The organism is Streptomyces sp. NPDC057424, from assembly GCF_042803315.1.
GTDB lineage: Bacteria > Actinomycetota > Actinomycetes > Streptomycetales > Streptomycetaceae > Streptomyces.
In genome coordinates, this window is record NZ_JBHVCP010000002.1 from 35,821 (window position 1) to 47,896 (window position 12,076).

At 71.5% G+C, this 12,076-nt stretch carries 10 protein-coding genes and 2 pseudogenes; 3 read left to right on the forward strand and 9 right to left on the reverse strand.

Annotation, left to right across the window (positions count from 1 at the left end):
* Nucleotides 1-299: 299 nt before the first annotated feature.
* Both ACFU3E_RS02250 and ACFU3E_RS02255 read left to right on the forward strand, forming a co-directional pair.
* Nucleotides 300-680: a hypothetical protein gene (locus tag ACFU3E_RS02250; RefSeq protein WP_384150701.1), complete on the forward strand. Its 381-nt coding sequence runs from the start codon at nt 300-302 to the stop codon at nt 678-680.
* Between the two features lie 114 nt (nt 681-794).
* Nucleotides 795-1,262: a hypothetical protein gene (locus tag ACFU3E_RS02255; RefSeq protein ID WP_384150704.1), complete on the forward strand. Its 468-nt coding sequence runs from the start codon at nt 795-797 to the stop codon at nt 1,260-1,262.
* A 53-nt stretch (nt 1,263-1,315) separates the two neighbouring features.
* Here ACFU3E_RS02255 and ACFU3E_RS02260 read toward each other — a convergent pair whose 3' ends face one another.
* The 5 genes from ACFU3E_RS02260 to ACFU3E_RS02280 all read right to left on the reverse strand — a co-directional run bounded on the left by ACFU3E_RS02260 (nt 1,316) and on the right by ACFU3E_RS02280 (nt 6,448).
* Nucleotides 1,316-2,368: a hypothetical protein gene (locus tag ACFU3E_RS02260; RefSeq protein ID WP_384150707.1), complete on the reverse strand. Its 1,053-nt coding sequence runs from the start codon at nt 2,366-2,368 to the stop codon at nt 1,316-1,318.
* A gap of 175 nt (nt 2,369-2,543) precedes the next feature.
* On the reverse strand, nt 2,544-4,169 hold the full coding sequence (groL, locus tag ACFU3E_RS02265; protein ID WP_384150710.1) for a chaperonin GroEL: 1,626 nt from the start codon (nt 4,167-4,169) through the stop codon (nt 2,544-2,546).
* Between the two features lie 116 nt (nt 4,170-4,285).
* On the reverse strand, nt 4,286-4,594 hold the full coding sequence (gene groES / locus ACFU3E_RS02270) for a co-chaperone GroES (protein WP_003974211.1): 309 nt from the start codon (nt 4,592-4,594) through the stop codon (nt 4,286-4,288).
* A 202-nt stretch (nt 4,595-4,796) separates the two neighbouring features.
* Nucleotides 4,797-5,513: a polysaccharide deacetylase family protein gene (locus tag ACFU3E_RS02275; protein WP_384150714.1), complete on the reverse strand. Its 717-nt coding sequence runs from the start codon at nt 5,511-5,513 to the stop codon at nt 4,797-4,799.
* Complete coding sequence (locus ACFU3E_RS02280) at nt 5,510-6,448, reverse strand: polysaccharide deacetylase family protein (protein WP_384150717.1); 939 nt, start codon at nt 6,446-6,448, stop codon at nt 5,510-5,512. Before ACFU3E_RS02280 ends, ACFU3E_RS02275 begins: the two co-directional genes overlap by 4 nt.
* A 119-nt stretch (nt 6,449-6,567) precedes the next feature.
* On the opposite strand from ACFU3E_RS02280, the gene ACFU3E_RS02285 reads away from it, so the two are divergent.
* Nucleotides 6,568-7,737 carry a methyltransferase domain-containing protein gene (locus ACFU3E_RS02285; RefSeq protein ID WP_384150720.1) on the forward strand — a complete coding sequence of 390 codons (1,170 nt, stop codon included), beginning with the start codon at nt 6,568-6,570 and terminating at the stop codon, nt 7,735-7,737.
* Nucleotides 7,738-8,071: 334 nt separating this feature from the next.
* Here the strand turns inward: ACFU3E_RS02285 and ACFU3E_RS02290 are convergent.
* The 4 genes and pseudogenes from ACFU3E_RS02290 to ACFU3E_RS02305 all read right to left on the reverse strand — a co-directional run bounded on the left by ACFU3E_RS02290 (nt 8,072) and on the right by ACFU3E_RS02305 (nt 12,064).
* Nucleotides 8,072-9,294: pseudogene (locus ACFU3E_RS02290) on the reverse strand (RNA-guided endonuclease InsQ/TnpB family protein).
* Between the two features lie 142 nt (nt 9,295-9,436).
* Nucleotides 9,437-10,486, reverse strand: coding sequence for an LCP family protein (locus ACFU3E_RS02295; protein WP_384150723.1), 1,050 nt, complete (start codon nt 10,484-10,486; stop codon nt 9,437-9,439).
* 26 nt (nt 10,487-10,512) lie between these two features.
* A pseudogene (locus ACFU3E_RS02300) lies at nt 10,513-10,750 on the reverse strand (cellulose binding domain-containing protein); the annotation flags it as partial.
* A 249-nt stretch (nt 10,751-10,999) separates the two neighbouring features.
* Entirely contained in the window at nt 11,000-12,064 is a 1,065-nt protein-coding gene (locus ACFU3E_RS02305) for a LacI family DNA-binding transcriptional regulator (protein WP_384150726.1), read from the reverse strand.
* Nucleotides 12,065-12,076: the final 12 nt, after the last annotated feature.

A 12,076-nucleotide genomic window follows, 5' to 3' on the forward strand; every position in this document is an offset into this window, starting at 1 on the left:
CCTCCAGGAACTGGTACGGAAAAGCCGTACCAGTCGGATGGTACAGGGACCCGGTACGAGTCGCCGGCCTCGCGCTTCCCCGACCGGGATTCCCGCCCCGGCTGGCAGGATAAGGAGAGCCGTAAGGGGCCCTGGTTTCACCGTGCGGGCCCGGAACGAGGCCCGGCCGTGGGGGTGGCCGGGCGTGTGCTGTGGGGAGTGGGAGCGGCTGATGGCCAGGGGCGCGGGCGAGACGGTCGCACTGAGGGACGTACTCGACATCAAGGAAGCTCGCGGCGGCCCGGGAGATGTATCCGGACGTGGTGCATCCGGCCGGCACCGTCATCACCCGCCGGGGCGACAGCGACGTGCGCTGGTGGACCTGGGCCGGGCACCGGGCGAACGCGACCCTGGCCGTGTCGCTTCCCTCGGTCGTCCTGCGGCACCGGCTCCTCGACGACCGCTTCGTCCGGCTGCGCGACGACGTCACCCCGCAGTCGTGGCGAACGGCGGTGGCGGACGCCGCTACGGGCCTGACGCTGCCGGACGTGGACCCGCACGCCGTGCGCGGTCTGAAGTTCGCGGAGGCACTGCCCGTGCGGCTCGCGGAGGCCACGCTCGCCGCGCGGCTGGGGGACGCTGAGGGGGCACGGGCGGCCTTCGCGGAGCCGGTCCGGTTCCTGCTGAGCCGGGACGGCTGACGAGGCCGCCGAGGCGCCTGCCCTCCGTCCTCCCTGCCGGCACCCATCGGCCGTCAACGCGCACTTTGCTTCAAACGGGCCTTTATATGGCATAAACCGTCGAAGGGGCAGGCTATGAGAAGACCGGGTGTTGTGGCCGCCTGTGTGGCAGCGGTCATGGTGGGCGGACTCGTCGTCGCGGGTTGTGCAGCCGGGGACGACAGCTCCGCTCCGGTCCCGGACAAGGGCACCCCGACCGCGGAGAAGACCGAAGGGCAGGGCGAGGAGCCGCAGGGCGGACGGTCGGAGGCCGCGGGCAGCGAACGTGACGACCTCGCCAGCTTCGAGATCGACGACCGCTCGCAGGCCGGGTTCGAGGACATCTGGGTCACCTGGACGATCAGGAACCGGAGTTCGCAGAAGTCGGACTACACCTGGGAGTGGGAAGCCGTGGCCCCGGACGGCAAACGGCTCTACAACTCCACCGAGATCACCACCGATGTACAGCCGGGGCAGACGGCCACGGGCGAGTCCCCCACCACGCTCAAGACTCCGAACCTGAAGATCAACGTCACGGAGTTCGACCGCACCAAGTCCTGGTGAGCCGCCGGGCGAAGGTCTCAGGACGCGGAAGGGTACACGGCCGCCGGACGGGCCTAGTCGCCACCACCACCGCCTCCTCCGTCCCCACCGCCGCCGTCGCTGCCGCCTCCACCCCCGTCGCCGCCGTCCCCGCCGTCGCTGCCCCAGCCGTCGCCGCCGCCGGGTTCGTTGTCGTCGCGGTCCCTGCCGAGGTTGCTGAACCAGGGGCGCTCCCAGGTGTCGTCACCCGTGTCCCGGCGGGAGCTCACGGCGCGGAACCTGGCCAGGCCCGTCGTGTCGCCGAGGCCGAAGGACACCGCGACCGCGTGGGCCATGACGGCGTCCAGGGGGTCGGGGCTCTCGTGGCGCACGTCGGCCAGCGGCAGAAGCACCGAGCCGGGCGGGGGGCCGGGCCACCGTGAGGGGCGGGTCAGCAGCGCGACCCGCTGGTCGTCGCGCAGCAGCCACGAACTCTCGGCGTGCTCGCGGCGCAGGGTCCAGAGCCGGTCCGGCAGGCGGATCTCGACCTTGCTCTTGGACTTGCGCACCTTCTTGCGCAGTTCGAGCCGTGCGGTGATGTCACCGACGGTCATGGCCAGGCCGCCCGCCCGGTCGGCGGTGTCGGGGCGGTAGCCGTACGGTGCCCTGAGCCGTACGGCGGGAGCGTGCGGGCCCCAGACGTCCACGCGGACCGAGCGCCGGTCCACGGCGACGGTCACCCGTCCGGCGGGGCCGGGCGCGTGGCGGCGAGCGATCCACAGCGGTACGCCCTCCGCGTGCGCGCGTTCGGCGAGGTCGGCCACGTGGTCCGGCCCACCGCACCTGCGCACCGCCAGTTCGCCCAGCGCGTGGGCGAGGTCGGCGGCCTGACGGGCCTTCAGGGGGGTGGTGGTGCCGGTCACGCGGGTGACCGGGACGACGCCCGGGCCCTGAGGCAGCGTCCCCAGGGGGCGTTCGGCGCCCCCGCCGCCGAGCCAGCAGCCCCGCAGGAACGCTTCCGCCATGGCGGCGAGGTTCAGCTCGTCCAGCGGGGTCGTCCTGCCGCCCCTGCGCAGTCCGTCCTCGGTGAGCCGCACCGTCCGCGCCAGCGGGTTGCGGGACCGTTCCCCGTAGAGCACCTGGTTCATCCCTGCCCCCTTGTGATCCGCCTGCTCTGCGGATAGACCGTCAGCGGCCCCGGCGCGGTTCCCTGACCGGCGCAGGCCCGGCATACGGCGAAGGCCCGGCAGCCCCGTCTCCGGGGTGCCGGGCCTTCGCTCGGGCTCGGGCGGGCTGACGTCGTCAGCCCTCAGCCGTCATGCGTCAGTGCGCGTGGCCGTGGCTGTGACCACCAGCGGCCGGCTCCTCCTCTTCCTTCTTCTCGACGACCAGGGTCTCGGTCGTGAGGAGGAGGGAGGCGATGGAGGCGGCGTTCTCCAGGGCGGAGCGGGTGACCTTGACCGGGTCGATGACGCCGGCCTTCACCAGGTCGCCGTACTCGCCGGTGGCGGCGTTGAAGCCCTGGCCCTTGTCGAGCTCGGCGACCTTGGAGGTGATGACGTAACCCTCCAGGCCGGCGTTCTCGGCGATCCAGCGCAGCGGCTCGACGGCGGCCTTGCGGACGACCGCGACACCCGTGGCCTCGTCGCCGGTCTTGCCGAGGTTGCCCTCGAGGACCTTGACGGCGTGGACCAGCGCGGAGCCGCCACCGGAGACGATGCCCTCCTCGACCGCGGCGCGGGTCGCGGAGATGGCGTCCTCCAGACGGTGCTTGCGCTCCTTGAGCTCGACCTCGGTGGCGGCACCCACGCGGATGACGCACACGCCGCCGGCCAGCTTCGCGAGGCGCTCCTGGAGCTTCTCGCGGTCCCAGTCGGAGTCGGTGGACTCGATCTCGGCCTTGATCTGGGCGACGCGGCCCTGCACGTCGTCCTTGTTGCCGGCGCCGTCGACGACCGTGGTGTCGTCCTTGGTGACGGTGACGCGGCGGGCGGAGCCGAGCACGTCCAGGCCGACCTGGTCGAGCTTGAGGCCGACCTCCTCGGAGACGACCGTGGCGCCGGTGAGGACCGCCAGGTCCTGCAGCATCGCCTTACGGCGGTCGCCGAAGCCGGGGGCCTTCACGGCGACGGCGTTGAAGGTGCCGCGGATCTTGTTCACGACGAGAGTGGAGAGGGCCTCGCCCTCGACGTCCTCGGCGATGATCAGCAGCGGCTTGGAGGCGTTGGACTGGATGACCTTCTCCAGCAGCGGCAGGAGGTCCGCGATGGCGGAGATCTTGCCCTGCGTGATGAGGATGTACGGGTCGTCCAGGACGGCTTCCATGCGCTCCTGGTCCGTCACGAAGTACGGCGACAGGTAGCCCTTGTCGAAGGCCATGCCCTCGGTGAAGTCCAGCTCCAGACCGAAGGTGTTGGACTCCTCGACGGTGATGACACCGTCCTTGCCGACCTTGTCCATCGCCTCGGCGATGAGCTCGCCGACCTGCTGGTCCTGGGCGGACAGACCGGCGACGGCGGCGATGTCGGACTTCTCGTCGATGGGCCGGGCGGTCGCGAGGAGTTCCTCGGAGACAGCGGCGACGGCGGCGTCGATGCCCTTCTTCAGGGCGGCCGGGGAAGCACCGGCGGCGACGTTCTTGAGGCCCTCGCGCACGAGCGCCTGGGCGAGCACGGTCGCGGTGGTCGTACCGTCACCCGCGATGTCGTTGGTCTTGGTCGCCACCTCCTTGACCAGCTGGGCACCGAGGTTCTCGTACGGGTCCTCGACCTCGACCTCGCGGGCGATGGTCACACCGTCGTTGGTGATGGTGGGAGCGCCGAACTTCTTGTCGATGACGACGTTGCGGCCCTTGGGGCCGATCGTCACCTTGACCGTGTCGGCAAGCTTGTTGACGCCGCGCTCGAGGGCGCGACGGGCGTCCTCGTCGAACTTCAGGATCTTCGCCATGGGAGCGTGAGCCCTCTTCCGGAATCTGGGGTAACGGCAACTGCGCCCCGGGCGCCCGGCTTCTTGTCGCTCGCAGGGGGCCAGGGGCGCAGTTCAAAGCAATGTGCTGGGGTGAATTACTTCTCGACGATCGCGAGCACGTCGCGGGCCGAGAGGACGAGGTACTCCTCGCCGTTGTACTTCACCTCGGTGCCGCCGTACTTGCTGTAGAGCACGACGTCGCCGACGGAGACGTCGAGCGGAAGACGGTTGCCGTCCTCGAAGCGACCCGGGCCCACGGCCAGGACGACGCCCTCCTGGGGCTTCTCCTTGGCAGTGTCCGGGATGACCAGGCCAGAGGCGGTGGTCTGCTCGGCGTCGAGCGGCTGGACCACAATGCGGTCCTCGAGCGGCTTGATGGCAACCTTGGAGCTGGTGGTCGTCACGATCCGACCTCCCCCTTCGGAGATCTCACGGGGTTAACTGTCTGAGGTGGCGACCAGGTGGATCCGTCGTCGCGGGTGCCGGACCTGCCCGTCGCTGTGTTGGCACTCTCCAGGGGGGAGTGCCAGACCCGAGACTATGACTGTGATTAGCACTCGGTCAAGCGGACTGCTAATTGCGGTCCGCGCGTCGGCCGGCTGGTCTCTACAGGTGGTCCTCCAGCCGCCCCACCCGCAGCCCCCGCTCCCCGAGCTCCCGCAGCAGGCGCTCGGTCCGTTCCGTCAGGGTCAGGGCCCCGGTCCCGCCGGACGGCACCGAGACGATGTCGCCGGCCCGCAGGCCGGGCCTGCCCCGGGTGTACGACAGTGCGCCGTCGGCGTTCAGGGAGGCGCGCCAGAGGACCACCGCCGTGATGCCGCAGTCGGCGGCGGCGCGCAGGGTCGTCGTGTCGTAGGTGCCGTAGGGCGGGCGGAAGAGGCGGGGGTGGATGCCGAAGCGGGAGCGGAGCTTGTGCTGCTGGCCGCAGATCTCGGCGCGCTGGCCGGCGTAGGGCAGGCCGCGCAGGGCGGGGTGGTCGAGGGTGTGGTTCTGGATGGACGCGCCGACCGCGCGCAGCCGGGCGAAGTGTCCGTAGCCGGGTCCCACGACGCTGTCCGTGAGGAACATGGTGACCGGGAGCCGCCGTTCGCGTACGAGGCCGACGAAGCGGGGGTCGCGTTCGGCGCCGTCGTCGTAGGTGAGGAAGACGACCGGATCGCGGGTGGGAACGTGGTCCACGACGGGCGGCAGCCGGCGGGTGTCACTCACCGCGCGTGCCGGGTCCTGCGCCCGGCCGTCGGCTCTGCCCGGCTGCTCCCCCGCGGTCCCGGCGCAGCCGGTCAGCAGGGCAGCGCACAGCACGGCGGCGGCCGGCCGCCTCACAGGTAGTCCTCCAGCCGCCCCACCGCGTACCCCTGGGCCGTGACCTTGTTCAGGAAGCGGCGGACCATGTCGGTCATCGTGCCCTTCCACTGGTCGCGGCCCCGGAAGTGCGTGAGCACGATGTCGCCCGGTCGCAGCTTCCGGTTTGCCTCGCGGTACTCCCAGCGGTCGGCGAAGACCTCCTCGTTCCACAGGGGTACGTACGCGATGCCGCAGGCCTTGGCGGCGCGCAGGGTAGCCCGGTCGTAGCTGCCGAAGGGCGGGCGGAAGAGGGCGGGGCGTTTGCCGAACCGCTTCTCCATGTAGCGCTGCATGCCGCAGATCTCGCGCTTCTGCGCGCGGTACGACAGGCCGCGCAGGTTGGGGTGGTGGAGGGTGTGGTTGTTCAGGACCACCCCCCTGGACTGCATCGTGCGGAAGTAGCGGGTGTCGTCCTTGACCAGGTAGCCGCTGAGGAAGGCGGTGTACGGGACGTCCAGGTCGCTCATCATCCGCAGGAACGCCCGGTCCTTCTCGGCGCCGTCGTCGATGGTGAGGAAGACGACCTTGTTCCGGGTGGGGACCGTGGTGAAGACGGGCGGGAGGTTCAGCCGCCGGTGGCCGTCCACCTCGAAGCCCTTGCGGGTCCTGATCCTCGGCTTCTCCGCGGGAGCAGGCGGGGCGGTCAGGGGGACCTTGCGCAGGTCCCAGCGGTGCGCGGCGGCGGTCCGGGCGGCGTGCGCGGCGCGCAGCCTGGTGGCGTAGGAGTCGAGCGCGCGGGCCGGGGGCGCGTCGAGGGGCTGCTGGCCGCCGGCCGGGGCGACCAGGTCACTGCCGTCGTCCTGCGCGCAGCCTGAGGCGATGACGGCGAGTCCGAGCACGGCGAGGACGATCCGCACACCCGTGGACGCCCGCCCCGACGCCCGGCTTTTGTCATTTTGTACGACTGCTCGCATGGTGCCGGATCCTCGCAGGCACCTCCCGCCGGGCCCGGCCCGACACCTCGGCCGGTGCCGCACGATCCACCGACTGGCCCACACACCTCCCGCCCGCCGCCGTGGCCGACAATGATCCGGTGAACGACCTCGCCCCCCTCCTCACGCCCGAAGGCCGCGCCCTCCTCGACGAGGTGCGGGACACCGACCCGGCGCAGGAACTGGCCGTCGCGACCCGGCTGCGCCGCGAACACCCCGCCGAGCTGGTGTCGGCGGCGCTGGGCCAGGCGCGGCTGCGGCAGCGGGCGGTGGTGAAGTTCGGGGCCGAGGACGCGGGCCGGATGTTCTTCACGCCGAACGGGGTCGAGCAGTCGACCCGGGCGAGCGTGGCGGCCTACCGGGCCCGGCGCATGGCCGGCCTGGGCATCACCTCGGTCGCCGACCTGTGCTGCGGCATCGGCGGTGACGCGATCGCGCTGGCCCGCGCCGGGATCCGGGTGCTGGCCGTGGACCGGGACCCGCAGACGGCCGCGGCCGCGCGGGCGAACGCCGACGCGCTGGGCCTGGCCGGCGTCGTCGAGGTGCGCGAGGCGGACGTCACGGACGTGGACACGGCCGGTTTCGACGCCGTGTTCGTCGACCCCGCCCGGCGCGGCGGCCGGGGCCGGATCTTCGACCCCGAGGCCTACTCACCGCCCCTGTCCTGGGCGGTGTCCGCCGCCCGGCGGGCCCCTCGTGCCGCCGCGCTGAAGATCGCCCCCGGCATCCCGCACGAGGCGGTCCCCGAGGACGCCGAGGCCGAGTGGATCTCCGACGGCGGGGACGTCAAGGAGGCGGTGCTGTGGTTCGGCACCGAACCGGGGGCGGTCCGGGCGACCCTCCTGCCGGGCCCCCGCACCCTGCTCTCCCGCGGCCTGCCCGACCCGGAGGTCCGCCCGCCCGGCCGCTACCTCTACGAGCCCGACGGCGCCGTCATCCGCGCCCACCTGGTCGCCGAGGTGGCCGACGAGGTCGACGGCGGGCTGCTCGACGCGACCATCGCGTACGTCACGGCCGACGCCCTGCGCCCGACCCCGTACGCCACCGCCTACGAGATCACCGACCACCTGCCCTTCAACGTCAAGAAGCTGAAGGCGCTGCTGCGGGAGCGGCGGGTCGGCACGCTGACCGTGAAGAAGCGGGGCTCTGCGGTCGAGCCGGAGGAACTCCGCAGGAAGGTCAAGCCGCAGGGCCCGCACGCGGCCACGGTGTTCCTGACCCGGGTCGCGGGAGCACCGGCGATGCTCATCGGGCACCCGGTCCGGGCGTAGCCGTCAGGACTGCTCCGCCGCCCGCCCCAGCAACAGCTCACGTTCCCGCCCGTTCCGGGTCAGCGACGCCGCCCGTTCGAACTCCGCCCGGGCCTGAGCCGTACGGCCGAGGCGGGCGAGGAGGTCGCCGCGGACGCCAGGTGGGCAGCGAGGCCGGGCTGGGCTGCGGGGTCACAACCCACCATCAGACACCTGTCGGGGCGCCCGGCCAAGCAGGGTCGGTCAGTTCTCGGCGATCTGCCGGGCCTGGTGGCACTGGCTGATCGATTGACTTGCTCCTCGCCCTGAAGTGAACGGCGAGGATTGTGGTCTTCCCTTACTGGTTTCCGTGCCGCTACGCGGCACGGTTCCCGGCGGGGAATCCGTGGCTTCCTGTTTCTTCGCGCTGGGCCGGGATTGCTCCCGGTCTTACCGGCACTCCGCAGGCTGGTACCGCCAGTCCGGCGGCCGTCCTCACGTTGATCACGGCGTTGGTGTCCCGGTCGTGGACGGTGCCGCGGGCGGTACAGGTCCACTCCCGGACGTTCAGGGGTTTGGGTCCATCCACGGTGCCGCAGGTGGAGCAGGTCTGGGAGGTCGGTTCGAACCGGCCGATCTTCACCAGGGTGCGGCCGTACCGTTCCGCCTTGTACTCCAGCATGCTCACGAACGACGACCAGCCCGCGTCATGAAGGGACTTGGCCGGCTTCGTGCGGGCCGGTCCCGCCACCGACAGGCCCTCCACGGCGATCCCTTGGTTCTCGGAGATCAGCTTCGTGGAGAGCTGGTGGTGGAACTCACGGCGTGCGTCGGCGACTGTGGCGTGGACACGGGCGACCTTCAGGCGGGCCTTGGCCCGGTTCTTTGATCCCTTCTGCTTGCGGGACAGCTCCTTTTTGGGTCTTCTTCCGTTTCCTCTCCGCGCGCCGCAGGAAGCGCGGGGAGTCGATCTTCGTGCCGTCGGAGAGGACGGCGAAGTGGGTGAGGCCGAGGTCGATGCCGATGGTGCGGTCGGTCTCGGGCATCCGCGCCTGGTCGACGGCGGGGGCGGTGTCGATGACGAAGGGGCGAAGAATCTGCCGGCCGCGTCCTTGATGACAGTGACGGAGGTGGGGGTGGCGGGCAGCGTGCGGGACCATTTCACCTTCACCGCGCCGATCTTCGGCAGGTCCAACCGCCCTTGGCCGGTGATGCTCCGGCGGGCGTTGGCGGTGAACCGGATCGACTGCCGGGCGTCCTTACGGGACTTGAAGCGGGGCGGCCCGGTCCTGGGTCCTTGCGGGTGCCCTTGAGGGAGGCGAAGAAGTTGCGATACGCGATCTCGGCGTCCCGCAGGGACTGCTGGAGCACCACCGCGGAGACCTCGCCCAGCCAGGACCGTTCGGCCGTCCGTTTCGCCTCAGTGATCAGCTTCCGGGACAGCTGACCGGCCGCCGGAAACGACTGCCCGGCCTTCCGGGCGTCCTCGCGGGCACGGACCGCGTCGTTGAACACGACGCGGGCGCACCCGAACGCCCTGGCCAGCCCGGCCTGCTGAGCGGCGTCGGGGTACAACCTCAAGGCGTACCGCGGCTGTATGACGATCACACCAGGCACGTCGAACCCACGTCGTCATTGGGAACATGCGAACGATCCATCACCTTGCATCGATCGGAGGGTGACGGATCGACACGCTCGCGGAATTTCTTCGAAGAAGCTCCCCGGGACTCGTTTGCGCAGGTCAGCGCAGCGACTCCCACAGCTCCCCCGCCTCCGGCTCGTCCGCCACCACCCGGTTGGGATCCGACGGCGCCCGCACCACGGGCATCATCACCGTCCGTACGCCGCTCGTCGAGAGGCCCTTCAGGCTCTGTCCGAGCCGGGTCAGTTCGGTGAGGGAGTCCAGACCCGTGTCGGTGGTGAGGCCGGCGGTGACGGTGTCCGCGACGCGGTACAGCTCGGCCGGGTCGGTGAGCAGGTCCTGGGAGGCGACCTGCTCCAGCAGGGCCTTCACCAGCTTCTGCTGGAGGCCGATACGGCCCAGGTCGCTGCCGTCGCCTATGCCGTGCCGGGTGCGGGCGAAGGCGAGGGCCCGGGTGCCGTCCAGGTGGTGGGTGCCCGCCTTCAGCCGCAGATGGCTGTCCTCGTCGGCGATGTCCTCGTCCGTGGTGACGGTGACGCCGCCGAGCGCGTCGACGAGCTTGGCGAAGCCCGCGAAGTCGATCTCGAGGTAGTGGTCCATGCGGACGTTCGTCAGCGCCTCGACCGTCTTCACCGCGCAGACCGGACCGCCCACCTCGTACGCGCTGTTGAACATGGAGTGGTGGGCGACCGCCGTCGACCCGCCGGACGGGCGCGGGCAGGCCGGGCGGGTGACCAGGGTGTCGCGCGGGATGCTCACCACCGTCGCGCTGGTCCGCCCGGCGTCGAGGTGGACGACCATCGCCGTGTCGGAGCGGGCGCCGGAGCTGTCGCCGCCGCCGAGCCTGCGGTTCTCCTCGCCGCTGCGCGAGTCCGAGCCGAGGACCAGGATGTTGAGGGCCTCGCTCGGCAGGGCCGGGGCCGAGGGCGACGGTGTGGTCACCGGCTTCGGCGGCCGGTCGTCGCCCAGCGCGTTGTCGATGTCGACGCCGGTGATGTTGTCGTTGAGATGCCAGTAGGCCCAGCCCGCCGCTGCGGCGCCCAGCACCAGCGTCCCCGCCAGGGTGACGCCGGCGATCTTCAGCGCTCTCGGCCGCCGGCCCACTTCACTGCCCTCGTCCCCGTGGTGTCCCGTCACGGACAGGAACATAAGTCCGATTATTACGGGCAGGGAGCTCAGGGCGCCTTTTCTTCGGAATTTCTCAGATTTCCGGACCCGGACTCACCCAGCGTCACCACCGGCACCGGATTGCCCCCGCTCCACGCGGCGTTGAACCCGAACGTCACCGAACCACCGTCCGGTACGGAGCCGTTGGGAAACGTTCGCGCACCTGACCGTCGCGCCCGACCGCGTGCAACTCGCGTTCCAGGCCCGGGAGATCCGCTGCCCGGCCCCGAACGTCCGGTTCGCCTTCTCCTGCGTCACCGGCAGTTGCATCCGGAGTCCGGCTCGGTGATGGCCACGTCGACGCCCAGGCCGGCGAAGCGCTGGATGTCGGACGATCGCGCCGAGCCGACCCCCGGGCCGGGTGCCGCTGGTGGGCGCCCATGGCCCTGCCCGACCTCAGGGATCCCGCGGTGGGCACATCCGAAAGTTTCGGTGGCGCAACCGATTGGCTTCGGGGCAGAGTGGAGGCGTCCGGAACACCCGTCAACACAGCACCTACCCTTGCGCGGGCCCCGCCGTGCTGCTGCGCACCACCAGACTCGTCGCCAGCTCCACCCGGGTCGCCGCCTCGGTCCCCTCGTCCCGCCCGAGGTCGAGGACCAGCTTGGCCGCCGCCTCGGCCATCTCGGTCAGCGGCTGCCGTACGGTCGTCAGCGGCGGCCCGACCCAGGGCGCCACCGGCAGGTCGTCGAAGCCGACCACGCTCAGGTCCTCGGGGATGCGCAGCCCCAGCTCGCGCGCCGCCTCGTACAGCCCGAGCGCCTGCAGGTCGTTCCCGGCGAAGACGGCGGTCGGCCGGTCCGGGCGGCGCAGCAGCTCCAGGCCCCGCCGGTAGCCGGCCTCGTGATGGAAGTCGCCGGTCGCGATCAGGGCGGGATCCACCGGCAGCCCGGCCGTCTCCAGCGCGGCCCGGTAGCCGTCGATCCGGGCCCGGCTGCACATCATCTGCGAGGGCCCGCTGATCGCGCCGATCCTGCGGTGCCCCAGCTCGACCAGATGCCGGGTGGCGGCGAGGCCGCCCTGCCAGTTGGTCGCGCCGATCGACGGCACGTCCGCGCCGGGGTCTCCGGCCGGGTCCATCACCACGAACGGGATGGAGCGGCTGGTCAGCAGCGCCCGCTGCGACTCGTCGAGCCCGGACAGGACCAGGATCACGCCGTGCGGCCGGCGCGCGGCGACCTGGTCGGCCCAGGTCCGTCCGGGGGTGAGCCGCCCCGCGCTCTCGGACAGCACGACACTGAGCCCGGCGTCCCGGGCCACGTTCTCCACACCCCGGATGACCTCCATCGCCCAGGCGCTCTCCAGCTCGTGGAAGACCAGGTCGATCAGGGGCGAACGGGTCGCCTCGGCACGGCGGCGCCGGTAGCCGTGGGCGCGCAACAGGCCCTCGACACGGGACCGGGTGGCCGGGGCGACGTCGGCCCGGCCGTTGAGGACCTTCGAAACAGTCGGCGCCGACACGCCCGCCTCACGGGCGATCTCGGCGAGCGTCGCGCTCTGCGTGGTGCGCCCCTGTGTCCGGGTCTGCGTCCGGCTTTCAACGGGCTCCGGGGATGTCATGGCGGCGATCGT